Consider the following 26,320-nt stretch of genomic DNA (forward strand, 5'->3'; position numbering starts at 1 on the left):
CCCCCCCCACCCCCCTGGCGGGTGGGCGCCCCCCCCCCCGCTGGTTTGGGGGTTGGCCCACGCGGGTCTTGGGGCCGCCCTGGATTACCTAACCCGGGGGCGGGGGCGGCGGTTGGGCCGGCGCGCACGTCCGTCACGACAATTCCGATCGGCTCAAGCGATGACCAGCGCCGGGACGTCGGGCTTGTGAACCGACACGTTGGGGACCTGGAACAGGTCGACCAGGTTGCCGCCCATCACCTTTCGCTGGCCCTCCTCGTCGAGCCCCTGCGCGACCAGGTCGTCGACCAGGTTGATCGGGTCGGCCAGCCCCTCCGGGTGCGGCCAGTCCGAACCGAAGATGATGCGATCGATACCGCACAGTTCGGCCATCTTCTTGAAGTCGTCCTCCCAGAACGGAGCCACGTAGACGGCGCGCCTGAAGGCCTCGATCGGGTCTTCCGGGAACTCCTGCGGCATCTTCATGTAGACGTCTTTGAACTGGTAGAACAGGTACGGAACCCAGGACGCGCCATTCTCGATGGACAGGATGCGCAGATCCGGATTGCGGGTCAGCGCGCCGTGGCACACCAGGGCGGCCATGGTGTCCTCGATCGGTCGTTTGCCCATCGCGACCATCCGGAACGCGGTCGGCTTGAACGGCAGGAACTCGTCGGCGGGCTCCCAGTCGTTGAGGTACTGGGCGTAACCGCTGTCCGAGGCGTGCATGCACACCGGGATGCCGGCCTTCACGCAGGCGTCCCAGAACGGGTCGAACTCCGGGAGTCCCATCGAACGGGTGCCGCGGAAACCGGCGACCGGGGCCGGCCGGACCAGCACCGTCTTGGCGCCGCGTTCCAGGCACCACTCCAACTCCTCGAGCGCGCGGTCGACGATGCTGAGGTTGATCACCGGCGTGGAGAAGATCCGGCCCTCGTAGTCGAAACGCCAGGTCTCATACATCCACTGGTTGAGCGCGTGGACGATGTCCAGGATCAGCTCCGGGTCGTCCTTCATCCGCTCCTCGACCAGGCTGGCCAACGTCGGGAACATGATCGTGTAGTCCAGTCCCAGGCCGTCGAGCACCTCGATGCGGGCCTCCGGGTTGCGGAAGGCGGGGATGGCCTTCATCGGCTTGCCCATCACCTCGCGGTAGCTCTTGCCGCCGCTGCCATGCCGGAAGTACTCCTCCTGGGCACCGGGCCGGGCGACGACCTCGAAGGTGGGGTTGGGGATGTAGTCGCTGATGTGGTTACGCACCACGATCTTGGTGCGCCCGTGGACGTCGATGTAGTCGATGACGCCTTTGCGGGTGTCCGGCAGGAATTGCGTCAGCGCTTCCTTGGGCTCGTAGAAGTGATTGTCCGCGTCGAACACGGGGTAGGGGAGCTCGCGCGATGGCATGTCCGCCTCCAGAGAGTCTGATTTGTCGGTAGCGGTAATGACGTTACCACGCGAATAGCCGGGTATACACATCCGTCGAAAAGAGGGTCTCTAGCTGCGCAAACAGTATGGAGTGGCTACGGAAGCAGGCCGCGCACGCAGAAGTCGTAAATGTGCGCGCCGTCGATGGGCACGCCGTTGAGTTCGGCGCCCAGGCGGCGCAGCCGCATCGCCCCGAGCACCGCCTGCATGATAAGCGCGGCGGTGGTCTCGGACTGCAGGTCCGACCGGAACGTCCCCTCGGCGATCCCGCGTTCGAGGATCTCGCCGATCAGCTGGTGCAGCGGCGACAGCACGCGGGAATACTCCCGCGGCAGGGTCTCGGCGAGGTGGTCGTTGTAGTAGGTCAGGCCGCGGTTGATGCTGTCCTGCTTGGTGGATTCGGCCGGCGTGCAGATCCGGTCGATCAGCACGCGCATCGCCTCGCCGGCGGGCAGGTCCTGGGTCTGTTTGCGCCACCGCTTGGTGGACTCGGCCATGATCGTGTCGATCAGCGCCAGCAGCAGCTCGTCCTTGGTGGTGAAGTGCTGGTAGAACGACCGCAGCGAGGTCTTCGACCGCTCGACGACCTCCAGCACGGTGAAGTCGGTGCGGCCGGTCTCGGCGAGGATCGACAGGGCCGATCGCATGAAGCGGCTCTCCCGGGAGTCCGGATCGGCGCTCAGCGCGCCCGGAGATCGTTCGTTGGCCTTGGCCATCGGGTCAGCTTATCGGTCGGGTTACAGTGACGAGAATGACGTTACCGTCTTGGAACGCGACGAGGTGAGGGAACAGATGTCTTCGAATTCCGGGGATCCCGGCCAGAACCACTGGACAGTGGCGCGCCTGCTCGATCTCTTCGACGTCCAGGCCGACGGCCAGGACCGGTTCATCGCCCCGACCGGCATCGCCGATACCGACGAGCGGCAGGTCGTCGAGGGTACCCAGGTGCTCGCTCAGGTGATCGTCGCGGCGGCAAAGCGCTTCGAGGGCAAGTCGATTCGTTCGGTGCACAGTGTGTTCGCCCGCGCCGTGCTGGTCGGACCGCCGGTGGTGCTCGACTTCGACGTCGTCTCCGAGGGCCGGTCGATGGCCAGTGCGATCGTCACCGCCTCGCAGAACGACAAGCGTTGTATGACGTTCACGGTGCTCGCCGACGTGCCGACGCCCGATGTGATCCGCCACCAGTTGCCACGCCCGGAGGTGGCCGGACCGGATGCGGCCAACGTCTGCGAAATGCCGATGGAAGGCCGGCAGGTCAAGCTCGTCGACGTGGTCGACATCAACAGTCCCGACGAGGTGGGTCCGCCCGAGGTCTTCGCGTGGCTGCACTACGAGCCCATCCCCACCCGCGACGACCTGGCCAAGGCATTGATCGCCTACTTCACCGGGCATCTGGGCATCTCGACGACCATGCGCGCCCATGCCGGCATCGGCACCGCGCAGTCGCACTTCACCGTGTCGACCGCGCCGATGACGGTCACGGTGAGTTTCCACGAGCCGGTCACCTGGACCGGCTGGTTGCTCTACACCCACGAGAGCACTCAGGTCGGCGCCGGTATGTCCTACATCCGCGGGGCGGTCCACACCGAGGAAGGCGAGCTGATCGCGTCGTTCACCCAGGACGCGTTGATCCGCCCCCTGCGGACCACCGACAGCGCCATCGCCGCCGAAGCCCGGATCTAGCTCCGATGAGCCTGGTCGCCGGACGCGGCCCACTCGGCCCGGACCGGGCCGGCTGGTTTTCGGTACCGGTGGCCGACCCGATCGTCTACGTCGAGCCCCACCCGCGTCGGGTGCAGGCGTTGCGCGGTGGGCAGTGCGTCATCGACACCGAGAACGCGCTGATGGTCCACCGCGCCGGCGCGCCGCTGAGCTACGTCTTCCCGGTCGGTGAAACCGCCGATCTGCCAACCGAACCCGAAGGCGCCGCACCGGGTTACGTACGGGTGCCGTGGGACGCGGTCGATACCTGGCTGGAGGAGGGGCGGGTCCTGGTGCACTACCCGCCCAACCCGTATCACCGGGTGGACTGCCGGCCCACCCGGCGGCGGTTGCGCGTGGAAGTCGGCGGCAGTGTCTTGGTGGATACCGACGACACCGTGATCGTATTCGAGACTGCTTTGGCGCCAAGGCTTTATGTAGCACCGACGCACGTGCGGACCGACCTGATGCACCGGACGGCGACCTCGAGCTACTGCAATTACAAAGGGTACGCGACGTACTGGGCGGCAGGTGGTGTCGAGGACGTCGCTTGGAGCTATGGCGATCCGTTGCCCGAAACATCGCCGATCGCAGGCTACTTCAGCTTCGACGCCGAGCGCGTCTCGATGACTGCCGAACTGCCCGCCTAGCCCAGATCCCTGGCCTTGAAGGTGTCGCACTGATTGGGGTCGCCGGTCTGGTAGCCGGTGGTGAACCACTTCTGGCGCTCGGCCGACGAACCATGAGTCCACTGCTCGGGGTTGACCCGCCCGGTCGCCTGCTTCTGGATCCGGTCGTCACCCACCGACGCCGCGGCCGACAGCGCATCGGCAATGTCCCTATCGGTCAACGGTTCCAGATATGTCACGTCGGTGCCGGGTTGTTTGGTGATCGCGGCGTAGTGCGCCCACACCCCGGCATAGCAGTCGGCCTGCAACTCGGTGCGCACGCCGGCCCCGCCCGCGCCCTGTGCGCCCGACTGGGCGCGGCCCAGCACGCCCAGCAGATCTTGCACATGGTGGCCGTACTCGTGGGCCACCACGTACTCCTGCGCCAATGGTCCACCGCTGGAACCGAATTGGGTCTTGAGAACCTGAAAGAAGTCGGTGTCGAAATAGGCCGTCTTATCCACCGGGCAGTAGAATGGCCCGACATCGCTGGTCGCCGGGCCGCAGCCGGTCTGCACCTGTCCCTTGAACAACACCATGTTGGGGCGGGTGTAGCCCTTGAGCAGGTTCTCCCACACGCCATCCACGGAATTGCCGGTGGCCACCACCCGACATTCGACGTAGGTGTTAGCGTCGGCGCCGGTCTTGCACTTGCTCAGGTCGTAGCCCGAGGACTGCTCGGCACCCGGCGGCAGCCCTGGTTGCTGGGGGAGCACCTGGCTCGGGTCGACCCCGAGGAACACCGCCAGCAACACCACCACCAGGCCGCCGAGGCCGCCGCCGATGGCGATGCCGCGCCCGTGGCCGCCGCCGGTAGAGGTGGTGCTGGTGTCGATCTGCATACCTTCGTTGAAGGTCATGACCACTCCTCGAGATCGACACTTCGGCGCAGGTAACCCGCGAGGCTCAGCTTGCCACACTACGATTCACTCGTGACCGTCGTCGCGGATTCGTCGACCGTGGTTCACACCTCCCTTGGGGCCGTGTGTGGCACCACCGAACACGGTGTCCGGGTCTGGCGCGGCATTCCCTACGCCGAGCAGCCCGTCGGAGAGCGCCGGTTCCGGGCGCCGATCCCGGTGCAGCCGTGGTCGGGTGTGCGCGACGCGATCGAGTACGGACCCGTGCCGCCGCAGGGCCGTTCGTTCGTCGGCGGCGGGCGTGACGATCCCAAGATCCGCGACGAGGCCTGCCTGACGCTGACCGTCTGGGCGCCCGAGACCGACGTGCCGCTGCCCGTCATGGTCTGGATCCCCGGCGGTGCTTTCGTCTACGGCGCCGGACAATTGCAGATGTACAACGGCTCGCGGCTGGCCGCCAACGGAAACGTCGTGGTGGTCAATGTGACCTATCGGCTCGGCGTGTTCGGCGGGTTCGAGCTCGGCGACCTCGGCGCCGGTTTCGCCGACAATCTGTGCCTGCGGGACCAGATCGCGGCCCTACGCTGGGTGCAGGACAACATCGCCGCGTTCGGCGGGGACCCGCAGCAGGTCACCATTTTCGGTGAGTCGGCCGGGGCCACCTCGGTGCTGGCGTTGCTGGCCAGCCCGGCCGGCGAGGGCTTGTTCGCCCGGGCGATCGCCCAGAGCCCGGCGTTGCCGTTGATCGCCGACCGTGACACGCGCGCCCGCCGAGCACACGAGTTCGTCGACGTCGTCGGCGCCGACCCCGCCGCCTTCCCGGTTCTGCCGCAACGGGTGTTGCGCCGCGCGGCGGGGGAGATCCAGCGGCGCAGCGCGCAGACCTCCCCAACGCTCGCATACGGGCTCACCTACGGGGTAGACCTGTTGCCTCGGCATCCGATCGACGCGGCGCGGGCCGGTGAGGTCAATCCGGTGCCGCTGATCATCGGGACCAACAGCCACGAGGCGTCGATGTTCGCCTGGTCCAAGCCGCCGATGCTGCCGACCACCCAAGAGTCGATCGACGGGTACTTCGACCGGGTGGCTTCGGACGCACGCGACCGGGTGCTGGCCGGCTACCCCGACTACCCGCGGCGACGGGCCCAGATCGCGGTGGGTTCCGATGTCATGTTCGGGGCACCGACGTGGGCCTTCACCGACGCCTACAGCCCGCATGCGATCACCCATGTCTACCGGTTCGACCACACCACCTGGACCCTGCGGATGCTGGGGCTCGGCGCCACCCACGGCAGCGAGATCGTGCACATCCAGCACAGCTACGGGTCGTATCTGGGCCGCAAGCTGCACCCGCTGGGCCGGCGCGTGCTCCCCGCGGTGGGCCGACGCATGCAGCGCACCTGGCTGAACTTCGCCACCCAGGGGGTGCTCGACGACTGGCCGCGCTATGACACCGCCCGGCGGCGCACCCGGGTCATCCGCTCCAGCCGCGATGTCACCGTCGACGATCCCGACTCCCGGCGCCGCGAGGCCTGGGTCGGGATCTACTGAGTTCGATACCGCTTGTCGGTGTAGCGGCGCAGGTTGGCAAGAAACCACTTGAACGACAGGTTCATCAGCGGCCCGCCCAGCACCAGTCCCCAGCGCGCCGGGCCGTTCGCTTTCTGCGCCAGCGTCCAGGTCAGCCGGCAGCCGCCCGGTGTTTCCACCACGCGGTATTCCTCGGCGAAGGCGGCCACCACTTTGTTCGAGCAGGTGTTGAAGCGAAAGGCCAGGTACGTGAAGGGCTCCCAGGCCAGGAACTCCTCGTCGCCGACCAGCCCGCCGAGCATGTCGACGGTGCGGGTGGTGCCCACACCGTAGGGCTGCGGGCTGGTCCAGGTGACGTTGGTGATGACCTTGGCCCATTGCGGCCAGGATCCGGCATCGGACAGGACGTCGAAGAGCTGTTCGGGCGTGATCGCGAGGTCCACGCTGTTGGAGAAGCGGAACGGCGCGGTCTTGATCCAGTTCACATCGACGCGCTCGCAGGGATACATCGTGGTCATGGGGCTACCTCCGCGCTGACCATACACCGAGGTGACGAATGTCTGGTCGGGTCCACCTCATAGACTGATCCCGCCAATTTCCGATCCTCTATACCCAGGGAGTTTGAGTGCTGCGCAGTCACGCCGCCGGTACGTTGCGGGCCGCCGATGCCGGACGGACGGTCACGCTGGCCGGCTGGGTGGCGCGTCGGCGCGACCACGGTGGCGTCATCTTCATCGACCTGCGCGACGGGTCGGGGGTTTCGCAGGTGGTGTTCCGGGACGCGGACGTGCTGGCCCAGGCGCACCGGTTACGCGCCGAGTTCTGCATCGCCGTCGACGGCGTGGTCGAAATCCGTCCGGAGGGCAACGCGAACGCCGAGATTCCCACCGGCGAGATCGAGGTCAACGCGACGTCGCTGACGGTGTTGGGGGAGAGCGCCGCGCTGCCCTTCCAACTCGACGAGCAGGCCGGCGAGGAAGCGCGGCTGAAGTTCCGCTATCTCGACATGCGTCGCGAGGGCGGTCCCGGTGACGCGATCCGGCTGCGCTCGAAGGCGAATGCCGCGGCGCGTTCGGTGCTGGCCGGCCACGACTTCGTCGAGATCGAAACCCCGACGCTGACCCGCTCGACTCCCGAGGGTGCGCGCGACTTCCTGGTCCCCGCCCGGCTGCAGCCCGGCTCGTTCTACGCGCTGCCGCAAAGCCCGCAGCTGTTCAAGCAGTTGCTGATGGTCGCGGGCATGGAGCGCTACTACCAGATCGCGCGCTGCTACCGCGACGAGGATTTCCGCGCCGACCGCCAGCCGGAGTTCACCCAGCTCGACATGGAGATGAGCTTCGTCGACTCCGACGACGTCATCGCCGTCGCCGAGGAGATCCTGGCCGCGTTGTGGGCGTTGATCGGATACCAAGTGCCGCGGCCGATTCCACGGATGAGCTATGCCGATGCGATGCGGCTCTACGGCTCGGACAAGCCGGATCTGCGTTTCGGCCTGGAGCTCGTCGAGTGCACCGACTATTTCAAGGACACCCCGTTCCGGGTGTTCCAGGCCGACTATGTCGGGGCCGTGGTGATGCCGGGCGGCGCGTCGCAACCGCGGCGCACCCTGGACGGCTGGCAGGAGTGGGCCAAGCAGCGCGGCGCCAAGGGCCTGGCTTATGTGCTGGTCGGCGAGGACGGGGAGCTGACGGGCCCGGTGGCCAAGAACCTGTCCGAGGCTGAGCGCGACGGCCTGGCCGCCCACGTCGGCGCCAATCCTGGGGACTGCGTGTTCTTCGCGGCCGGCGGGGCCAAGGCGTCGCGGGCGCTGCTGGGCGCGGCACGCGGTGAGATCGCCCGGCGACTGGACATGATCGATCCGAACGCGTGGGCGTTCACCTGGATCGTCGACCCACCGCTGTTCGAGCCGGCCGGTGACGCCACCGCCGCCGGCGATGTCGCGGTCGGATCCGGGGCGTGGACCGCGGTGCACCACGCGTTCACCGCGCCCAAGCCGGAGTACCGGGATTCGGTGGATACCGATCCGGGCGCGGTGCTCGCCGACGCCTACGACATCGTCTGCAACGGGCACGAGATCGGTGGTGGCTCGATCCGCATACACCGCCGCGATGTCCAGGAGAAAGTGTTCGCCGTGATGGGGATCGACCATGCCGAGGCGACCGAGAAGTTCGGATTCCTGTTGGACGCGTTCACGTTTGGTGCGCCCCCGCATGGCGGCATCGCGTTCGGGTGGGACCGTATCACCGCGCTGTTGTTCGGCGCCGACTCGATCCGTGAGGTGATCGCGTTTCCGAAGTCCGGCGGCGGGGTCGACCCGCTGACCGACGCGCCCGCGCCGATCACCGCCCAGCAGCGCAAGGAATCCGGAATAGATTTCAAGCCCGAGAAGCTGGACCAGCCATGACATCGCCTGACAGTGCGTATATGAACGATTTCAACAAGAACATCGTCGAGGAGTTCCGGGCCAACGCCGGCGTCGTCGGCGGGCCGTTCGAGGGCCGGCCGTTGTTGCTGCTGAACACCACCGGGGCGAAGTCCGGCCAGCAGCGGCTGGCGCCGCTGGCCTACTTCAACGTCGACGGCAAGTTGATCATCATCGGCTCGAAGGCCGGCGCGGACACCAATCCCGATTGGGTGCACAACCTGCGGGCCAACCCGCGGGCGCACATCGAGATCGGCACGGATGCCTACGACGTCGTCGCCCGCGAGTTCTCGCGCGAGGAACGGGACGCGGCCTACCCGAAGATCGTGGCGGAGGCGCCCGGGTTCGGTGAATACCAGGCAAAGACCAGCCGAGTCATCCCACTGTTCGAACTGACCCGTCCCTGAGCGATTTCGGCGCGGAAACCGCCGCTGGGCGGCGGAAATCGCGCCGAAATCCCTAGATCACAGCCGTTCGATGATGGTGGCGTTGGCCATGCCGCCGCCCTCGCACATGGTCTGCAGGCCGTAGCGCCCGCCGCGTTGCTCCAACGCATTGACCAGCGTGGTCATGATCCGCGCGCCGCTGGCGCCCAACGGGTGCCCGATGGCGATCGCGCCGCCGTTGACGTTGGTCTTGCCCAGATCGGCACCGGTGTCGCGGGCCCATGCCAACACCACCGGGGCGAACGCCTCGTTCACCTCGAACAGGTCGATATCAGCCAGCGACAGGCCGGCCCGGGCCAGCACCTTCTCGGTAGCCGGGATGACCCCGGTCAGCATGTACAGCGGGTCGGAGCCCACCACCGTGGTGGTGTGGATGCGGGCCAGCGGTCGCCAACCGTGCTGACGGGCCACCTCCGATGAGGTGATCAGCACCGCGGCGCTGCCGTCGGACAGCGGTGATGAGTTGCCCGGCGTGATCTCCCAGTTGATCTGGGGGAAGCGCGCCGCCACGGCCTCGTTGTAGAACGCGGGCCGCAGGTCGGCCAGCGTGTCGATCGTGGTGCCGGGACGGATGATCTCGTCGGTCTGCAGCCCGGCGATGGGCGCCAGTTCGTTGTCGAACAGCCCGTCCTTGGTCGCCCCGGCCGCCTTCTCGTGGCTGGCCGCGGAGAACTCGTCGAGCTCGGCACGCGACAGCCCCCATCGTGCGGCGATCAGCTCGGCGCTGATCCCCTGGGGTACCAGCCCCTCGTCGTAGCGCTGGGCGAAGCGGGTGCCGAACGGATCGCTGCCCGGCAGCACCGACGACCCCATCGGCACCCGGCTCATCGACTCCACACCCGCCGCGATCACCACGTCATAGGCGCCGGCGATGACCCCCTGGGCGGCGAACGAGATCGCCTGCTGGCTGCTGCCGCACTGGCGGTCCACTGTCGCGCCGGGCACCGACTCAGGGAAACCCGCGCCCAGCAGCGCGTTGCGGGCGATGTTGACCGCCTGGTCGCCGACCTGTGTCACTGCGCCGGCGATGACGTCATCGACGTCGGCGGGATCGACCCCGGTGCGCGCCACCAGCTCGGACAGGCTGTGGGCCAGTAGATCGGCGGGCAGCACCCCGTGCAGTGCGCCGCCGGGCTTGCCCTTGCCGATCGGGGTGCGCACCGCTGAAACGATGACGGCGTCCCGCCCTGAGAAACCGGCCATGTTGTCCTCCTGAACTCGCCGCTGAGTATTGGGTTATATACCCAGCTATAACACCTGGGTATAGTGAAAACAACTCAGAAATGGAGTGACTTACGTGACAGTGCTGCAGGGCCCCCTGGCCGACCGCGATGCCTGGTCCGCGGTCGGCAAATGTCCGATCGAGAAGACCATGGCGGTCATCGGGACCAAGTCGGCGATGCTGATCCTGCGTGAGGCCTACTACGGCACCACCCGGTTCGACGATTTCGCCCGCCGGGTCGGCATCACGAAGGCGGCCACCTCGGCGCGGTTGGCCGAACTCGTTGAAGCCGGACTGCTGACCAGGCGCCCCTATCGGGAGCCGGGGCAGCGAGCCCGCGACGAGTACGTGCTCACCGATGCCGGCACCGATCTGATGCCGGTGGTCTGGTCGATGTTCGAGTGGGGTCGCCGCCACCTGGACAACGACAGCCGGTTGCGGCTGGTGCACCTCGGGTGCGGTGCCGATGCGACGGTCGAGATCCGTTGCACTGATGGGCATCTCGTCCCGCCAGCCGAACTCGGTGTGGAAATCAGGCGAAAGGGAAGTCCCGCGGCTACCTCGGAGTGAGACGGCCGCCCCGTACAGTGCGGGTGTGGACTCCACGTTGGCGTATATCGACCAGGGATCGTTTATGGGCCTGCGGGCGTTGGGGCGTGGACCGCTCGCCCAATACGGCTGGATCTATGAACATCCGGTCGATCTCGACGCCCTGCGCCGGTTCCACCACAACCTCGGTCACGGCTTGCTGGGGCGCCGGATCGAGCGATCGCCGCTGCCGTTCGGTCGCGACCACTGGGTGACCTGGCGAGGGCCTGCCGACGTCGACATCGCCGCAACGGCCCGCCCGCGCGCGGAGGTGATGGACTGGTTCGACGAGCAGCTGCGCATTCCGATCGACCCGGAGGGCGGCCCATCCTGGCGGTTGGCGATGCAACCGCTCACCGAGGGTGGGGCGGCGATCACGCTGGTGGCCTCGCACTCGATCTGCGACGGCCTCGCGATCACCCTGGCGATCAAACAGGCTGCCCGTGGCGAGACGTGGGAGCTGGGCTACCCCGAGCCGAACGCACGTACCCGCGGCCGCGCGCTGCGCGAGGACACCGCCGAGATCCTGCGTGCGGTACCGGACTTCGCCAAGGCTGTCGTCGCCGCGGTGCGGTTGGCCGGGAACAACCGCACCGAGATGACCTCCTCGCTCGGGCGGTCGGCCGCGCGGCCGGCGAAGCTCGACGGCGCGGCGCTGGTCACCGTGCCGGCGCTGGCTGCCTTCATCGACGAGGGACAGTGGCAGGCCCGGATGGAAAGCCTTGGCGGAACCAGTAATTCGCTGTTCGCGGGGATTGCCGCCAAACTGGGGCAAACCATGGGCCGGGTCGACGGCGCCGGCATGGTCAGGTTGCAGTTCCCGGTCAGCGAGCGCACCGAAGGCGATACCCGGGCCAATGCGCTGACCGGGATGACGCTGACGGTCGACCCGTCCGACGTCACAACGAGCCTGCGTGCGGTTCGCGCCGAATTGAAGAGAAGCCTGTCGGCGTTGTCCGAGGCCCGCTTCGAACTGCTGGGGCCGGTGGCGCTGGCGCCATTGATTCCGGCGGGTTTGGTGCGCCGGCTCGAGGGGATGGCCCTGGGCGCCGGGGCCCCGGTCGGTTGTTCCAATCTCGGGAAACTGGATGTCGCGGTAAACCGGCCCGACGGCACCGACGCCGAGTTCCTCGTCTTGCGGCAGCTCGAGTCCAGGGTCACTGCCGATATCCTGGACCGGCTCGGCGGGACGCTGTTCTTGGCGTCCGGTCAGGTGAACGGGAAAGTGACTCTCACGGTGTCGGCGTGGCGGCCCGGCGGGCCGAACAGCAAAGACCAGCTGAAGGCCACGGTGGGCCAGGTGCTCGACGATTTCGGGCTCACCGCCACCATGGAGTAACGGCGTCGCTGTGACCCCGGCCCGAACTCTTCGTGACCCATGACGCTCATCACCCGGGTTAGGATGACAAAGTCCGTTAGTCCTACTATGTAGCGGTGCTAAATGCAGCCGCGGTGAATCGACAGGCTGAACTGCGAAGCCAGAAGGGGGGCGGGTCGTGACTCTTGAAAGTCGGACCTACACCTCAGCGGGCGAGTCGGCGCCCGACGACACCCAGACGGGCCCGGTGCAGCAGGAATCCCAGCCCGGCGCCCAGCGCGCCAAACGGCGCGGCGGCCCGATGAAACTGCTGCGCAAGGCGTGGTTGCCCATCGTGATCCTGATCGTCGTCGCGGTCGCCGCGTTCGGCGTGTTTCGTCTGCACGGCGTGTTCGGCAAGACCGAACTCACCCGCCCGGGCAGCGGCCTGGCCAATGACACCAAGCCGTTCAACCCGAAGACGGTGGTGTATGAGATCTACGGCCCGCCGGGAACCGTCGCGACCATCAACTACCTCGACCTGGACGCCACGCCGCAGATCGCGCGGGACGTCACCCTCCCGTGGTCATTGACCTTGACCACCACCGCGCCGGCTGCCTCGGCCAACATCGTCGCCCAGGGCGACAGTGACACCATCGGCTGCCGGATCCTGGTCAACGGTGAACTCAAGGACGAAAAGACCTCGACCGGGGTGAACGCCCAGACATTCTGCCTAGTCAAATCCGCATGATCACCCTGAACAAGGGCGAGAAGCCGCAGGTCGACGAGCACGGAAACCGCCCGCATCTCGCGCACTGGATCCGGTGGCTGTCGGTCCCCATCATCCTGGGCTGGCTGGCGCTCACGGTCGTCACCAACGTGGTGGTGCCGCAGGTCGAGGTGGTCGGCGAGCAGCAGTCGGTGCCGATGTCGGCCGCCGACGCGCCGGCGACGATCGCGATGAACACGATCGGCAAAACCTTCCAGGAGTTCGACTCCAACACGTCGGTGATGATCGTGCTGGAGGGCGACCAGCCCCTCGGCGATGCCGCGCACCAGTACTACAACGAGATCGTCAAGAAGCTCGAAACCGACAAGACGCACGTCGAGCACATCCAGGACTTCTGGAGCGACCCGCTGACCGCCGCGGGTTCGCAGAGTGCCGACGGTAAATCCGCTTACGTGCAGGTCTACCTCGCCGGCAACATGGGCGAGGGCCTGGCCAACGAGTCGGTTGAGGCGGCCAAGCAGATCGTCGAGAGCGTGCCTGCGCCGCCGGGCGTCAAGGCGTATGTCACCGGACCATCAGCACTGATCAACGACACCCACATCGCCGGTGACCGAAGCCTCAAGATCATCACCAGTCTGACGTTCGGCGTCATCACCGTGATGCTGCTGTTCGTTTACCGCTCGATCGTCACTGTCCTGCTCGCGCTGTTCATGGTGTTCCTCGAGTTGGCCGCCGCCCGAGGCGTAGTCGCCTTCCTGGGTAACTACCACCTGATCGGGCTGTCGACGTTCGCGGTCAACCTGCTCGTCATGGTGGCGATCGCGGCCGGCACCGACTACGTGATCTTCCTGTTCGGGCGCTACCAGGAGGCTCGAAGTAAGGGCGCCGACAAGGAGTCGGCGTACTACGAGATGTACCACGGCACCGGCCACGTGATCCTCGGGTCGGGCATGACCATCGCTGGCGCGTTGGCCTGCCTGCACTTCACTCGCAGCCCGATGTTCAACTCGATGGGCATCCCGCTGTTCGTCGGCATGACGGTGGTGGTGGCCGCTGCGCTGACCCTCGGACCCTCCGTCGTCACCGTCGCCAGCCATTTCGGACTGTTGGAGCCCAAGCGTGCCTCCCGCGAGCGGTTCTGGCGGCGCATCGGCACAGCCGTCGTGCGCTGGCCCGGACCGATCCTGGTCGCGACGACCTTCGTCTGCCTGATCGGTTTGCTCGCCCTGCCCGGCTACCGCACCGACTACAACGACCGGCACTACCTGCCGCCGGACATCCCGGCCAGCGAAGGCTTCGCGGCCGCCGAGCGTCATTTCCCGGCGGCTCGTCTGAGCCCCGAGTTGTTGATGCTGCAAAGCGATCACGACCTGCGCAACTCCGCGGACTTCCTGGTGATCGACCGGGTCGCCAAGGCCATCTTCCACACGCCGGGGATCGGGCGGGTGCAGACCATCACCAGGCCGCTGGGCACCCCGATCGAGCACAGCTCGATCCCGTTCCTGCTGGGTATGCAGGGCACCACGCAGACGCTCAACCAGTCCTACATGCAGGACCGCATGAAGGACATGCTGAAAATGGGCGAGGACATGCAGGTGTCCATCAACACGATGACGCAGATGTACGACCTGATGGGTCAGCTCAACGCGGTCACCCACAGCATGGTCGGCAAGATGGACCTGACGCTGGCCGATATCCAGACGTTGCGCAACCACATCGCGGATTTCGACGACTTCTTCCGGCCCATCCGCAACTACTTCTACTGGGAACCGCACTGCTTCGACATCCCGGTGTGCTGGTCGCTGCGGTCGGTGTTCGACACCCTCGACGGTATCGACACGATGACCGACGACTTCCAGAACCTGGTTCCCGACCTGCACAAACTGGACCTGCTCACGTCTCAGATGCGCATGCTGATGCCGCCGATGATCGAGACGATGAAGTCCATGCGGACCATGCAGCTGACCCTGCAGAGCACCCAGGCCGGCCAGCAGGACCAGATCGCGGCCATGCAGGAAAATCAGAGCGCGATGGGCAAGGCGTTCGACGAAGCCAAGAACGACGATTCGTTCTATCTGCCGCCGGAGGCGTTCGACAATCCGGACTTCAAGCGCGGCATGAAGATGTTCTTGTCGCCGGACGGTAAAGCGGTGCGGTTCATCATCTCTCACGAGGGTGACCCGATGTCGCCGGAAGGCCTCAGCCACGTCGACCCGATCAAGAACGCGGCGTTCGAAGCCATCAAGGGCACCCCGCTGGAGGGCTCCAAGATCTACCTCGCCGGCACCGCGGCCAGCTACAAGGACATGCAGGACAGTGCCGACTACGACCTGATGATCGCCGGCGTCGCGGCGCTGTGCCTGATCTTCATCATCATGCTGATCATCACCCGCGCTGTGGTGGCCGCCGCGGTGATCGTGGGCACGGTCCTGCTGTCGCTGGGCACGTCGTTCGGCTTGTCGGTACTGATCTGGCAGGACTTGATCGGCCGGCCCCTGCACTGGATGGTGCTGGTGATGTCGGTCATCATCCTGCTCGCGGTCGGATCGGACTACAACCTGCTTCTGGTGGCCCGACTCAAGGAGGAGATCGGTGCCGGTCTGAGCACCGGCATCATCCGGGCGATGGGTGGTAGCGGCTCGGTCGTCACGTCGGCGGGGCTGGTGTTCGCGGTGACGATGGCGGCCATGGCGTTCAGCGAGTTGACGATCCTGGCGCAGGTCGGCACGACGATCGGCATGGGTCTGTTGGTGGACACCCTGGTGATCCGGTCGTTCATGACGCCGTCGATCGCCGCGCTGTTGGGGCGCTGGTTCTGGTGGCCGCAGCGGGTGCGCAAGCGTCCGGTGCCGAGTCCGTGGCCATCACCCGCGTCGGAGAAAACCCAGCCGACCGCCGCCGAATCCCAGTCTTAGCCAAAGAGATTCAGTGCATGGCGTTGTGGGCCCCGTCGATACAGCCACGTTCGTAGCTGGTGGCCTGGTGGGTGGCCTGAACGGCGCAATATCTGGCGATCGACTCGTCGTGGGCCCGGTAGCCGCCGGCGTCGACCCAGCGCTGCCCGTCGGCGTAGCCGGCCCAGTACGCGGAGTCCTTGCGGTCGGAGGTCAGCATGAAGACCACGCCGAGAAGCGCGAACAGTGCGATCACCAGCCCGGCCTGGACCCAGCGCATCTGCAGCCAGGGCCGTAGCGCGGCGGGTATCCAGCGCGGTTCGGGCCGATCCACATCCGCGATTGTCGCACCCCTGCCGCACTGGCTTCTGGTGTGCTGCATCTGGGGGCGATCGGGCCGGGAAGCAGACTGCGACCCGGCGCGGCCATCAGACCAGGCTCCGGCGGACCGACTAGTGTCTACCTACCGTGGGGTGGTTGACGAGCGTCGCGAACATGAAGCAACACCTATCGCTTCGCGGAATCGTGGTGACGATACTTGGCATGGTGGTGGCCGGTCTCGCGATTGCGACGCTGCGCTATCAACCGAGCCCGCCCCAGGAGGATTCGGTCTATCCCGAGCCGACCAGCACACCGGTCAACGTGGAGGCTCCACGGCTCGCTCCAGGGCCCGCTGTTGTGACGCCGCCTCCTACCACCGCCGCGCCGCCGACGGTTCCGTTCACGATCACCACGCCGGCGCAGACCCCGACTCCGACGTACACCCCGACTCCGACGTACACACCGACTCCGACGCCCGCTGCGAGCGCAGCGCCCACGTCCACGACGACGAGTCCCAGTACGCCGCCCGCTTTCCCCATCCGGCCTACACACGCGCAGTCTGACGTGCTTCCCAACGGGGGAAGGCGTAGCTAAAGAAGATTGCCGCTGAGAACGGGCGTGCGGTCTGCGCGTCGGTGTGGCATGTGGTGGGATTGCGCCCTATGGGTATCAAAGTGGCGCTGGAGCACCGCACCAGCTACACCTTCGACCGGTTGGTGGAGGTGCATCCGCACGTCGTCCGGCTGCGGCCGGCACCGCACTCCCGCACACCCATCGAGGCCTACTCGCTGGAGGTCGAGCCCGCCGACCACTTCGTCAACTGGCAGCAGGACGCGTTCGGCAACTTCCTGGCCCGGCTGGTCTTCCCGTCCCGGACCCGGCAACTGACCATCAAGGTCGGGCTGATCGCCGACCTGAAGGTGATCAACCCGTTCGACTTCTTCATCGAGGACTACGCGGAGACGTTCCCGTTCGCCTATCCCAAGGCGCTCAAGGATGACCTGGAGCCCTACCTGCGGCCCGTCGACGAAGCCGAGGAAGGCTCGGGGCCCGGCGATCTGGTGCGGTCCTGGGTGCGTGATTTCGTGGTCGAGCCCGGTACCAGGACCATCGATTTCCTCGTCGCGCTGAACCGGGCCGTCAACAACGACGTCGGCTACAGCGTGCGGATGGAACCCGGTGTTCAGACGCCGGATTTCACCCTGCAGAGCGGGATCGGCTCCTGCCGCGACTCCGCGTGGCTGCTGGTGTCGATCTTTCGCGAGCTCGGCCTGGCCGCCCGGTTCGTATCCGGCTACCTGGTGCAACTGACCTCCGACGTCGAAGCCCTCGACGGTCCCTCCGGGCCCGCCGCCGACTTCACCGATCTGCACGCCTGGACCGAGGTGTACATCCCGGGCGCCGGCTGGATCGGGCTGGACCCCACCTCGGGATTGTTCGCCGGCGAGGGACACATCCCGCTGGCGGCCACCCCGCATCCGTCGTCGGCGGCGCCGATCACCGGCACCACCGGAGTGGCCGAGGCGACGCTGGATTTCGCCAACATCGTCACCCGCGTCCATGAGGATCCCCGCGTCACGCTGCCCTACACCGATGCCGCGTGGGCGGCCATCAACGACCTGGGCGCTCGCCTCGACCAGCGGCTGGCCGATGGGGATGTGCGGCTGACCATCGGCGGCGAGCCGACCTTCGTTTCGGTGGACAACCAGGTCGACGACGAGTGGATCACCGCGGCCGACGGCCCGCACAAGCGCGAACGGGCCTCGGCGCTGACCGCGCGGCTCAAGGCGGTGTGGGCGCCGACCGGATTGGTGCAGCGCAGCCAGGGCAAGTGGTATCCCGGAGAACCGTTGCCCCGTTGGCAGATCGGAATCCATTGGCGCCGCGACGGCCAGCCGTTGTGGAACGATCCGGCACTGTTGGCCGACCCGTGGGGCGCCGAGCACGACGAGGTGGAGCCCGGTGCCGCCCAGCAGCTGCTGGCGGAGATCGCCGACGGTCTCGGCCTGCCGGCCACCCAGGTGCGGCCGGTCTACGAGGATCCGCTGAGCCGGCTGGCCCAGGCAGTCCGCATGCCATCCGGTGATCCGGTCGGTCCCGACGAGGATCTGGAAACCGACACCCCGGCCGCGCGCTCGGATCTGCTGGCCCGCCTGGAGGAGTCGGTGGTCGATCCGGCGGCCTACCTGTTGCCCCTGCACCGCCGCGAGGACGACGCGGGCTGGGCCAGTGCCGACTGGCGGCTGCGCCGGGGCCGAGTCGTGCTGCTGGAAGGCGACTCGCCGGCCGGCTTGCGGCTGCCGCTGGGCTCGATCAGCTGGCACCCGCCGCGACCGGCCGTGCACGCCGACCCGATCGCCAGCGGGTCCAGAACACTGCCCGTCGATCGCGAGAGCGCCGATGCGGCGCTGGAGGAGGCCGACAGCGCACCCACCACCGCCATGGTGGCCGAGGTGCGCGACGGCTTTCTATACGTTTTCGTCCCGCCGACCGAGGCGCTGGAACACTTCGTCGATCTGATCGCCAGGGTGGAGTCGGCGGCGGCGAAGGTCGGCTGCGCGGTGGTGATCGAGGGCTACGGCCCGCCGTCGGACGCGCGGCTGGAGTCGATGTCGATCACGCCGGACCCCGGTGTCATCGAAGTCAACGTGGCGCCGAGCAAGAGCTTCGCCGAACAGCGTGAGCAGCTGCAGACCCTCTACGAGGAGGCCCGCCTGGCCCGGTTGTCGACCGAGTCGTTCGACGTCGACGGAACCCACGGCGGCACCGGCGGAGGCAACCACATCACCCTCGGCGGTATCACCCCGGCCGACTCGCCGCTGCTGCGCAGGCCCGATCTGCTGGTGTCACTGCTGACGTACTGGCAGCGGCACCCGGCGTTGTCGTATTTGTTCGCCGGTCGTTTCATCGGCACGACGTCGCAGGCCCCCCGAGTTGACGAGGGCCGGTCGGAGGCGTTGTACGAACTCGAGATCGCCTTCGCCGAGATCGCCCGGCTTACCGCGGGGCCGCAGGACTCGAAGCGCGGACCCGGTCGCTCAGCAAGCTTCGCTCCGTGGGTCACCGACCGCGCCCTGCGCCACCTGCTCACCGATATCACCGGCAACACCCACCGCGCCGAATTCTGCATCGACAAGCTCTACAGCCCCGACAACGCCCGCGGCCGACTGGGCCTGCTGGAGCTGCGCGGTTTCGAGATGCCGCCGCACTTCCAGATGGCGATGGTGCAGTCGCTGCTGGTGCGCGCCCTGGTGGCCCGGTTCTGGGACCAGCCGTTGCGGGCGCCGCTGATCCGCCATGGGCTCAACCTGCACGGGCGATACCTGTTGCCGCACTACATCATCCACGACATCGCCGATGTATGCGCTGACCTGCGTGCGCATGACATCAACTTCGACACCAGCTGGCTGGACCCGTTCACCGAGTTCCGGTTCCCGCGGGTGGGCACCGCGGTGTTCGACCACGTGGAGATCGAACTGCGCGGCGCCATCGAACCGTGGAACACCCTGGGTGAGGAATCCACCGGCACCGGCACCGCACGCTACGTCGACTCCTCGGTGGAGCGGATCCAGGTCCGCGCGATCGGTGCCGACCGCCAGCGTCACGTGCTGACCTGCAACGGCTACCCGATCCCGATGCTGGCTACCGACAACCCCGATGTCCAGGTCGGTGGGGTGCGCTACCGCGCGTGGCAGCCGCCGAGCGCGCTACACCCCACGATCACCGTGGACGGCCCGTTGCGATTCGAGCTGGTGGACATGGCCACCGGGACCTCCCGCGGCGGGTGCACCTACCACGTCTCGCATCCGGGTGGCCGCGCCTACGACAGTCCGCCGGTCAACGCCGTGGAGGCCGAGTCGCGTCGCGGCCGGCGTTTCGAGGCCACCGGGTTCACGCCGGGCAAGGTCGACGTCGCGGACATCCGGGAGAAGCAGGCCCGGCAATCCACCGATGTCGGCGCGGCGGGGATCCTCGACCTGCGCCGAGTGCGTACCGTGCTGCAGAACTGATGGGTGAGGCCGACCCGGGCGCCGTCCGGGACGGAATGCTCCGTAGGTTTTAGCAGGTACGTCAACAGTCAGGAGGTGGGTCGGTGTCGTTGTCGGCCGCCGGTTCTGACATCGGTCAGCCCCGTCACGACCCGGACCGTCTGCTCGCCGCCTACCGGGCTGCCCGAGCCCAGGAAATGTTGTTCGACCTGCGGGCGGGCAGCGGGTCCGGGGTAGTCGGGGCGACCGGATACGACGAGTTCGTCGACGCCAGCGGAGACATCCGGCCGGCCTGGCAGGAGCTCGCGGACCTGATCGGCGAACGCGGGCGCGCCGGCCTGGACGAAATGCGGGCAGTGGTCGGCAGCCTGGTCGACAACGACGGCATCACCTACCTCCAGATCGACCGCAACGGCGAAACCGTCACAAACGGGCAGGGCGGGGAGATGCCCGGCCCGTGGCACCTTGACTCTTTGCCGCTGCTGGTATCGCCGACAGACTGGGAGATCCTGGAAGCGGGCCTGGTGCAGCGGTCCCGGCTGCTCGACGCGATCCTGTCCGATCTGTACGGCCCACAGCTCGCCATCACCAGTGGGGTGTTGCCGCCGCGGCTGCTGTTCGCCCACCCGGGCTACATCCGTGCCGTGCGCGGCATCGAGGTGCCGGCACGCCACCAGTTGTTCATGCACGGATGCGACGTCAGCCGGGCGGCCGACGGCTCGTTCCGGGTCAATGCCGACTGGACCCAGGCGCCGTCGGGCGCCGGATACGCCCTGGCCGACCGGCGCGTCGTTGCCCACACCATCCCCGACGTCTATGAGCAGATCGGCCCGCGCGCCACCTCACCGTTCGCCCAGGCCTTGCGATCGGCGCTGGTCAACGCGGCTCCCGAGGGCGCCGAGGACCCGGTGGTGGTCGTGTTGAGCCCGGGCAGCCATTCCGAAACCGCGTTCGACCAGGCCTATCTGGCGTCGGTGCTGGGGTTCCCGTTGGTCGAGAGCGCCGATCTGGTGGTCCGGGACGGCAAGCTGTGGATGCGGTCGCTGGGCACTCTCAAGCGGGTCGACGTCGTCTTGCGCCGCGTGGATTCCGCATTCGCCGACCCGCTGGACCTGCGGCCGGATTCCCGGCTCGGAGTGGTCGGATTGGTGGAGGTCCAACGCCGCGGTGCGGTTACCGTGGTGAACACGCTGGGCAGTGGGATCCTGGAAAGCCCCGGGCTGATGCGATTTCTGCCCGAAATGGCCGAACTGCTGCTGGGGGAGACCCCGCAACTGGCTTCGCCGCCGATGTACTGGGGCGGAATCGACCAGGAGCGCTCGCATCTGCTGGCCGCACTGTCATCGCTATTGATCAAATCCGTGGTCGGCGGCCGGACGTACGTCGGGCCGGCGTTGTCAGCCAACCAGCGCGCGGATCTGGCCGGCCGCATCGAGAAGGCTCCGTGGCAGTGGGTTGGCCAGGAACTGCCTCAGTTCTCGACGGCGCCGACCGACCATTTTCCCAACGGGCTGTCGGCGGCCGCGGTCGGGATGCGGCTGTTCACCGTGTCACAGCGCGGCGGCTATGCACCCATGGTCGGCGGGCTGGGCTGCGTGATGGCGCCCGGTGCGGCCGCCTACAAACTGAATACCGTTGCGGCCAAGGATATCTGGGTGCTTCCGTCGACCAGGGCCACGGCCGAGGTGACGGCGCCGTCGGTCGAGCTGCCGCCGCGGTTGCGGCCGCTGCGGCCCAGCGGCACCCGCGCGGTCAGTTCACCCCGCGTGCTGTCCGACCTGTTCTGGATGGGCCGCTACGCCGAACGTGCGGAGCAGATGGCCCGCCTGCTGACCGTGACGCGCGAGCGCTATCACGAGTACCGGCACCGGCAGTACACCGATGCCAGCGAATGTGTTCCGGTGCTGCTCACCGCACTCGGTGAACTCACCGGCACCGACACCGGGGCCGACGGCGACTCGGCCGAGATGATCGCCGTGGCGCCGACCACGCTGTGGGCGCTGACCGCCGACCGACGCCGGCCGGGTTCTCTGGCGCAGTCGGTGGAGCGGCTCGGGCTGGCGGTGCGCGGGGTGCGCGACCAGATGTCCAACGACACCTGGATGGTGCTCTCCTCGGTGGAGCGGGCCGTCCTGAGCCTTTCGGCCAGACCGCCGGAGTCCCAGATCCGTGGCGACGCGTTGATGTCGGCCGCACATGCAGCGACGCTGTCGGGCATGCTGGCGCTGGCCGGGGTGGCGGCCGAGTCGATGGTGCACGATGTCGGCTGGGCGCTGATGGACACCGGCAAGCGGATCGAGCGTGGTCTGTGGTCCTCGGCGTTGTTGCGGGCCACCATGACAACGGTTCGTGAACCCGAGCCGGAGCAGACGGTGACCGAGTCCGCGCTGGTGGCCTGTGAGTCCTCGGTCATCTACCGTCGGCGCACGTTGGGCCAGGTTAGTGTGACGGCTGTGGCCGACTTGGTCCTGTTCGACGCCGAGAACCCGCGATCGCTGATCTACCAGATGGAGCGGGTGCGCTCCAATCTGCGCACGCTGCCCGGCGCCTCGGGTTCGTCGCGCCCCGAACGACTCGCCGAGGAGATCGGCACCCGGTTACGCAGGCTGGACCCGGCCGAGCTCGAGGCTGCGGGTCCGGACGGGGAACGCACCGAACTACGTGGCCTGCTCACCGCGGTGCATGACGGGCTGCGGGAGCTGTCCACCGTCATCACCGCCACTCAGCTGTCGCTGCCCGGGGGAATGCAGCCCCTATGGGGCCCCGATGAACGCCGGACCGTGCGGTGAGCAACTTCTCCGAGGGTCCGATGCAGTCGCCGGGCGGGCGGACCTATCGAGTCAGTCACACCACGATGTACAAGTACTCCGATGTGGTGACCAGTTCGTACGGTCGCGGATTCCTCACCCCGCGGGACTCCGGCCGGCAGCGCTGCCTGTCCCATCAGCTCGTCGTCAACCCCGAGCCGGCGGACAGTTCCACCAGTCGCGACGCCTACGGCAACGTCAGCTCGTATTTCCATGTCACGCAGCGTCATCGCGCGCTGACGGTAACCAGCTCGGCGGTCGTCGAGGTGGACCCCCCACCGCCGGGGCTCTACGACACCGGCTCGGCGCTGGCCCCGTGGGAAGACGCCCGCCCGGTCGGCGTCGAGGGGGCGCTGGCCACCGAGTTCACCCTGGATCTGCAGCCGCCGGAAATCACCGACGCGGTCCGGGAGTACGCCGCGCCGAGTTTCGTTCCCGGGTCCTTGCTCATCGAGGTCGTGGCCGATCTCAACGCCCGGATCTTCTCCGATTTCACCTATCGGTCCGGTTCCACCACCGTCTCGACGCAGGTGGACGAGGTTTTGTCGGCGCGAGAAGGGGTATGCCAGGACTTCGCCCGGCTGGCAATCGCCTGCCTGCGTGCAAACGGATTGGCGGCGAGCTACGTGTCGGGATACCTCGCCACCGACCCGCCGCCGGGAAAGGAACGAATGGTGGGCGTCGACGCCACGCACGCGTGGCCCGCGGTGTGGACCCCACAGAACAAGTGGCTTGCTTTCGATCCCACCAACGACCAACTGGTGGACGAGCGCTACATCGTCGTCGGCTGGGGGCGAGACTATGCCGACGTGCCGCCGCTGCGCGGCATCATCTACACCGACTCAGAGCACAGCGAGATCGACGTGGCCGTCGACGTCGAGCCGTTCGAGGGCGGTGTACTGCATGCGTGATTTCATCTGCCCCAATTGCGGCCAGCACCTGGCGTTCGAGAACTCGGTCTGCCTGTCCTGCGGAAGCAGGCTGGGATTCTCCCTGCAGGACAAGGCGTTCATGGTGATCGCCTCGGGCGAGGACAGTGAGCATGGCGGGGCCGTTGATGCCAGCCAATACCAACTGTGCGCCAATCTTCACGCAGCCGAATGCAATTGGCTGGTCGAGGTGGCACCGATCCGAAGGTTGTGCCGGTCGTGTGTGCTGACGCGCACCAGGCCTAGCGATGCCGACGCCGTGGCCATGGCGGCGTTCGCGGACGCGGAGAAGGCCAAACGCCGGCTGATTGCCGAATTGTCCGAACTCAAGCTGCCCATCGTCGGCCGCGACGAGGATCCGCAGTACGGGCTGGCCTTCGACCTATTGTCCAGTGCGACCGAGCAAGTGTTCACCGGCCACGACAACGGGTTGATCACCTTGGATCTCGCCGAGGGTGACGACGTGCACCGTGAGCAGTTGCGCGTCGAGATGGACGAGCCGTATCGCACTCTGCTGGGCCATTTTCGCCATGAGGTCGGCCACTACTACTTCTACCGGCTGATCGAGTCATCGCCGAAGTACCTGCCCGCATTTCGCGAACTGTTCGGCGATCCCGACGCCGACTACCAGGCTGCGCTGGACCGGCACTACAGCGAGGGTGCGCCGCCGGGCTGGGCCAGGAGCTATGTCTCCTCCTATGCCACGATGCATCCAGCGGAGGACTGGGCCGAGACGTTTGCGCACTACCTGCACATCCGCGACACCCTGGACACCGCTGCGGCATTCGGTTTCGTGCCGGCGAACGCGACGTTCGACCGAAAGCAGCTGGGCCCCAGTGGATTCGACACGATCATCGATATATGGCTGCCGCTGGCCTGGTCGCTGAACATGGTGAACCGGTCGATGGGAAAGGATGATCTCTACCCGTTCGTGCTGCCCGTACCGGTCCTGGAGAAGATGCGCTTCATCCACACCGTCATCGACGAGGTCACCTCCGCGCCGGCCAACGCGGACGCGGCCGTCAGCGGCCAGTAGCAGCCGCGGCAAGCCGCAGCAGGCTCTGGGCTGTCGCGACGACGGTGTCGGCGACCGGGCGCGGCTGCCAGCCGAGCTGCGTGACGGCCTTGGCGCTGGTCAGTGTCTTCGGCTCGCCGAGCAGGCCGGTAAATTCGCGTAGCGACGGGACCAGCCGGGCGGCGGCGTGTATTACCCAGTCGGGCACTTCGCGGCGGGGTACATCGGCGGCACCAGGACCCAGCCCGGCACGGAGGATGGCGGCGATCTCCGGCAGCGCCACCGGTTGGTCCGCCGCGGCGAGGTACCGCTGTCCGGCGGCGAGGGGGTTGGTCATCGCGCGCAGAAGAAGGTCGGCGACGTCACGGACGTCGACGACGGCGAACGACGCGCGTGGCAGCACGGGCGGCCGGCCGTGCAGCAGGCCGTCGATGATGCGTACAGACGTCGACATGTCGCCACCCAGCACCGGGCCGAATACGCCGACGGGGTTCACCACTGCCAGTTCGGGCGTGCCCGACCGGGCCGCGAACTGCCATGCTGCCCGCTCGGCCAGGGTCTTGGATTTCACGTAGGGGCTCACCGGATCGCTGGCGTCGGTCCAATCGGTTTCATCGAAGGCTGTTCCCGAGGTTTTCCGGCTGTAGCCGATCGCCGCGAACGATGAGGTGATCACCACACGGCGCACCCCGGCTTCGGTGGCCGCCCGCAACACCCGGAGTGTGCCGTCGCGCGCGGGAACGATGATGTCGTCCTCGTTGTCCGGCCGGCGTGCCGGGAACGGGGATGCGACGTGTTGAACGAAGGAGCAGCCGCGTACCGCGTCGGGCCAGCCGTCATCGGTGGTGAGATCGGCGACGACAACCTGGAGCCGACCGCCGTCGGTGCCGGGCAGGATTGCGCGGATGTGCCTCTCGCGGTCGAGTTTTCGTACAGTTGTCCGGACCCGGTAGTCATCGGCGATCAGTTGCGCGATCAGGTGGCCTGCGATGAACCCCGAGCCGCCGGTGACCAGCACCTGTGGGGCGTCAGGCACGGGCTTTCTCCTCGGGCAGCAGTTGCTCGGCCAGCGCCATGACCTCGCCGCTGACATCTTGCTCGGCGGCCACATCGCCATTCACGCGCGCCGCCCACATCCGCGCCTTGGCGGCGACGTAGCGCTGACGCAGCCGGAGCCGGGCGATGTCGTCGGCCAGGCGCTGGGCGTGAGCGGCGAACAGTTGGTATTGGTCGGCGGCCGCCGGCGCGCCTCGGCGCAAATTGTCGGTATAGGCACGCATGTCGTGCACGCTCATCCCGGTACTGCGCAGACAACTCAGGGCTTCGACAGCGGCCACCAGATCAGGCGGGTACCGGCGATGACCGCTGCTGGCGTCGTGGGGCACCGGATGGATGAGCCCGATCCGCTCGTAGTAACGCAGCGCCGACTCGGCCAGCCCGGTCTGGCGGGACACCTCCTGGATGCTCAGATCCCTGGTCACGGGTGTGGTTGGCATA

22 protein-coding genes are annotated in these 26,320 nt (G+C 67.3%); 13 read left to right on the forward strand and 9 right to left on the reverse strand.

What is annotated here, in order from left to right; genetic code table 11:
* Nucleotides 1–153: 153 nt before the first annotated feature.
* A complete protein-coding gene (locus ORI27_RS21795; protein WP_265999214.1) occupies nt 154–1,383 on the reverse strand; it encodes an amidohydrolase family protein in 1,230 nt (409 codons plus the stop codon).
* A gap of 116 nt (nt 1,384–1,499) precedes the next feature.
* The gene (locus tag ORI27_RS21800; protein WP_265999213.1) at nt 1,500–2,120 is read right to left on the reverse strand and encodes a TetR/AcrR family transcriptional regulator; all 621 of its coding nucleotides are present in this window, start codon (nt 2,118–2,120) and stop codon (nt 1,500–1,502) included.
* Between the two features lie 76 nt (nt 2,121–2,196).
* Here ORI27_RS21800 and ORI27_RS21805 point away from each other — a divergent pair, with 76 nt between their 5' ends.
* A complete protein-coding gene (locus tag ORI27_RS21805; protein ID WP_265999212.1) occupies nt 2,197–3,087 on the forward strand; it encodes an acyl-CoA thioesterase in 891 nt (296 codons plus the stop codon).
* A 5-nt stretch (nt 3,088–3,092) separates the two neighbouring features.
* Nucleotides 3,093–3,755, forward strand: coding sequence for a DUF427 domain-containing protein (locus ORI27_RS21810; RefSeq protein WP_265999211.1), 663 nt, complete (start codon nt 3,093–3,095; stop codon nt 3,753–3,755).
* On the opposite strand, the gene ypfJ is transcribed toward ORI27_RS21810, so the two are convergent.
* On the reverse strand, nt 3,752–4,633 hold the full coding sequence (gene ypfJ, locus ORI27_RS21815) for a KPN_02809 family neutral zinc metallopeptidase (RefSeq protein WP_265999210.1): 882 nt from the start codon (nt 4,631–4,633) through the stop codon (nt 3,752–3,754). The two genes, ORI27_RS21810 and ypfJ, sit on opposite strands and share 4 nt — an antisense overlap.
* A gap of 72 nt (nt 4,634–4,705) precedes the next feature.
* Between ypfJ and ORI27_RS21820 the strand changes: the two genes are divergently transcribed.
* Nucleotides 4,706–6,184, forward strand: a complete 1,479-nt coding sequence (locus ORI27_RS21820; protein ID WP_265999209.1) for a carboxylesterase/lipase family protein — start codon at nt 4,706–4,708, stop codon at nt 6,182–6,184.
* On the opposite strand, the gene ORI27_RS21825 is transcribed toward ORI27_RS21820, so the two are convergent.
* A complete protein-coding gene (locus tag ORI27_RS21825) occupies nt 6,178–6,672 on the reverse strand; it encodes an SRPBCC family protein (RefSeq protein ID WP_265999228.1) in 495 nt (164 codons plus the stop codon). The genes ORI27_RS21820 and ORI27_RS21825 overlap by 7 nt on opposite strands.
* 116 nt (nt 6,673–6,788) lie before the next feature.
* Here ORI27_RS21825 and aspS point away from each other — a divergent pair, with 116 nt between their 5' ends.
* Together aspS and ORI27_RS21835 are read left to right on the forward strand one after the other, a co-directional pair.
* Entirely contained in the window at nt 6,789–8,567 is a 1,779-nt protein-coding gene (gene aspS / locus ORI27_RS21830) for an aspartate--tRNA ligase (protein WP_265999208.1), read from the forward strand.
* Entirely contained in the window at nt 8,564–8,992 is a 429-nt protein-coding gene (locus tag ORI27_RS21835) for a nitroreductase family deazaflavin-dependent oxidoreductase (RefSeq protein WP_265999207.1), read from the forward strand. Before aspS ends, ORI27_RS21835 begins: the two co-directional genes overlap by 4 nt.
* A gap of 57 nt (nt 8,993–9,049) precedes the next feature.
* Here the strand turns inward: ORI27_RS21835 and ORI27_RS21840 are convergent, their stop codons facing one another.
* On the reverse strand, nt 9,050–10,234 hold the full coding sequence (locus tag ORI27_RS21840) for a thiolase family protein (RefSeq protein ID WP_265999206.1): 1,185 nt from the start codon (nt 10,232–10,234) through the stop codon (nt 9,050–9,052).
* Between the two features lie 94 nt (nt 10,235–10,328).
* On the opposite strand from ORI27_RS21840, the gene ORI27_RS21845 reads away from it, so the two are divergent.
* The 4 genes from ORI27_RS21845 (at nt 10,329) to ORI27_RS21860 (ending at nt 15,783) form a co-directional block, all read left to right on the forward strand.
* Nucleotides 10,329–10,823: a winged helix-turn-helix transcriptional regulator gene (locus ORI27_RS21845; protein WP_265999205.1), complete on the forward strand. Its 495-nt coding sequence runs from the start codon at nt 10,329–10,331 to the stop codon at nt 10,821–10,823.
* Between the two features lie 25 nt (nt 10,824–10,848).
* Entirely contained in the window at nt 10,849–12,180 is a 1,332-nt protein-coding gene (locus tag ORI27_RS21850) for a condensation domain-containing protein (RefSeq protein WP_265999204.1), read from the forward strand.
* A 280-nt stretch (nt 12,181–12,460) separates the two neighbouring features.
* Nucleotides 12,461–12,889: an MmpS family transport accessory protein gene (locus ORI27_RS21855; protein WP_265999227.1), complete on the forward strand. Its 429-nt coding sequence runs from the start codon at nt 12,461–12,463 to the stop codon at nt 12,887–12,889.
* Nucleotides 12,886–15,783 carry an MMPL/RND family transporter gene (locus tag ORI27_RS21860; protein WP_265999203.1) on the forward strand — a complete coding sequence of 966 codons (2,898 nt, stop codon included), beginning with the start codon at nt 12,886–12,888 and terminating at the stop codon, nt 15,781–15,783. The genes ORI27_RS21855 and ORI27_RS21860 overlap by 4 nt, the downstream gene beginning before the upstream one ends.
* A gap of 10 nt (nt 15,784–15,793) precedes the next feature.
* On the opposite strand, the gene ORI27_RS21865 is transcribed toward ORI27_RS21860, so the two are convergent.
* Both ORI27_RS21865 and ORI27_RS21870 read right to left on the reverse strand, forming a co-directional pair.
* Nucleotides 15,794–16,096 carry a hypothetical protein gene (locus ORI27_RS21865; RefSeq protein WP_265999202.1) on the reverse strand — a complete coding sequence of 101 codons (303 nt, stop codon included), beginning with the start codon at nt 16,094–16,096 and terminating at the stop codon, nt 15,794–15,796.
* A 277-nt stretch (nt 16,097–16,373) separates the two neighbouring features.
* Nucleotides 16,374–16,622, reverse strand: a complete 249-nt coding sequence (locus ORI27_RS21870; RefSeq protein ID WP_265999201.1) for a hypothetical protein — start codon at nt 16,620–16,622, stop codon at nt 16,374–16,376.
* 123 nt (nt 16,623–16,745) lie between these two features.
* Between ORI27_RS21870 and ORI27_RS21875 the strand changes: the two genes are divergently transcribed.
* The 4 genes from ORI27_RS21875 (at nt 16,746) to ORI27_RS21890 (ending at nt 24,844) form a co-directional block, all read left to right on the forward strand.
* The gene (locus ORI27_RS21875) at nt 16,746–20,093 is read left to right on the forward strand and encodes a transglutaminase family protein (RefSeq protein ID WP_265999200.1); all 3,348 of its coding nucleotides are present in this window, start codon (nt 16,746–16,748) and stop codon (nt 20,091–20,093) included.
* A 176-nt stretch (nt 20,094–20,269) separates the two neighbouring features.
* On the forward strand, nt 20,270–22,861 hold the full coding sequence (locus tag ORI27_RS21880) for a circularly permuted type 2 ATP-grasp protein (protein ID WP_265999224.1): 2,592 nt from the start codon (nt 20,270–20,272) through the stop codon (nt 22,859–22,861).
* Nucleotides 22,862–22,881: 20 nt separating this feature from the next.
* Nucleotides 22,882–23,790 carry a transglutaminase family protein gene (locus ORI27_RS21885; RefSeq protein ID WP_265999223.1) on the forward strand — a complete coding sequence of 303 codons (909 nt, stop codon included), beginning with the start codon at nt 22,882–22,884 and terminating at the stop codon, nt 23,788–23,790.
* Nucleotides 23,783–24,844: a zinc-binding metallopeptidase family protein gene (locus ORI27_RS21890; RefSeq protein ID WP_265999199.1), complete on the forward strand. Its 1,062-nt coding sequence runs from the start codon at nt 23,783–23,785 to the stop codon at nt 24,842–24,844. Before ORI27_RS21885 ends, ORI27_RS21890 begins: the two co-directional genes overlap by 8 nt.
* On the opposite strand, the gene ORI27_RS21895 is transcribed toward ORI27_RS21890, so the two are convergent.
* Both ORI27_RS21895 and ORI27_RS21900 read right to left on the reverse strand, forming a co-directional pair.
* On the reverse strand, nt 24,831–25,859 hold the full coding sequence (locus ORI27_RS21895; RefSeq protein ID WP_265999198.1) for an SDR family oxidoreductase: 1,029 nt from the start codon (nt 25,857–25,859) through the stop codon (nt 24,831–24,833). The genes ORI27_RS21890 and ORI27_RS21895 overlap by 14 nt on opposite strands.
* Entirely contained in the window at nt 25,852–26,319 is a 468-nt protein-coding gene (locus ORI27_RS21900) for a MerR family transcriptional regulator (protein ID WP_265999197.1), read from the reverse strand. Before ORI27_RS21900 ends, ORI27_RS21895 begins: the two co-directional genes overlap by 8 nt.
* Between the last annotated feature and the right edge of the window lies 1 nt (nt 26,320).

The sequence above is a fragment of the Mycobacterium pinniadriaticum genome (assembly GCF_026242045.1).
GTDB lineage: Bacteria > Actinomycetota > Actinomycetes > Mycobacteriales > Mycobacteriaceae > Mycobacterium > Mycobacterium pinniadriaticum.

Excerpts from the sequence above, each read along its gene's own strand:
- ORI27_RS21795 (WP_265999214.1), bottom strand. The coding sequence starts at position 1,383 with ATGCCATCGCGCGAGCTCCCCTACCCCGTGTTCGACGCGGACAATCAC.
- ORI27_RS21800 (WP_265999213.1), bottom strand. The coding sequence starts at position 2,120 with ATGGCCAAGGCCAACGAACGATCTCCGGGCGCGCTGAGCGCCGATCCG.
- ORI27_RS21805 (WP_265999212.1), top strand. The coding sequence starts at position 2,197 with ATGTCTTCGAATTCCGGGGATCCCGGCCAGAACCACTGGACAGTGGCG.
- ORI27_RS21810 (WP_265999211.1), top strand. The coding sequence starts at position 3,093 with ATGAGCCTGGTCGCCGGACGCGGCCCACTCGGCCCGGACCGGGCCGGC.
- ypfJ (WP_265999210.1), bottom strand. The coding sequence starts at position 4,633 with ATGACCTTCAACGAAGGTATGCAGATCGACACCAGCACCACCTCTACC.
- ORI27_RS21825 (WP_265999228.1), bottom strand. The coding sequence starts at position 6,672 with ATGTATCCCTGCGAGCGCGTCGATGTGAACTGGATCAAGACCGCGCCG.
- ORI27_RS21835 (WP_265999207.1), top strand. The coding sequence starts at position 8,564 with ATGACATCGCCTGACAGTGCGTATATGAACGATTTCAACAAGAACATC.
- ORI27_RS21840 (WP_265999206.1), bottom strand. The coding sequence starts at position 10,234 with ATGGCCGGTTTCTCAGGGCGGGACGCCGTCATCGTTTCAGCGGTGCGC.
- ORI27_RS21855 (WP_265999227.1), top strand. The coding sequence starts at position 12,461 with ATGAAACTGCTGCGCAAGGCGTGGTTGCCCATCGTGATCCTGATCGTC.
- ORI27_RS21860 (WP_265999203.1), top strand. The coding sequence starts at position 12,886 with ATGATCACCCTGAACAAGGGCGAGAAGCCGCAGGTCGACGAGCACGGA.
- ORI27_RS21870 (WP_265999201.1), bottom strand. The coding sequence starts at position 16,622 with ATGGGGAAAGCGGGCGGCGTACTGGGACTCGTCGTCGTGGACGTGGGC.
- ORI27_RS21875 (WP_265999200.1), top strand. The coding sequence starts at position 16,746 with ATGGGTATCAAAGTGGCGCTGGAGCACCGCACCAGCTACACCTTCGAC.
- ORI27_RS21880 (WP_265999224.1), top strand. The coding sequence starts at position 20,270 with ATGTTGTTCGACCTGCGGGCGGGCAGCGGGTCCGGGGTAGTCGGGGCG.
- ORI27_RS21885 (WP_265999223.1), top strand. The coding sequence starts at position 22,882 with ATGCAGTCGCCGGGCGGGCGGACCTATCGAGTCAGTCACACCACGATG.
- ORI27_RS21890 (WP_265999199.1), top strand. The coding sequence starts at position 23,783 with ATGCGTGATTTCATCTGCCCCAATTGCGGCCAGCACCTGGCGTTCGAG.
- ORI27_RS21900 (WP_265999197.1), bottom strand. The coding sequence starts at position 26,319 with ATGCCAACCACACCCGTGACCAGGGATCTGAGCATCCAGGAGGTGTCC.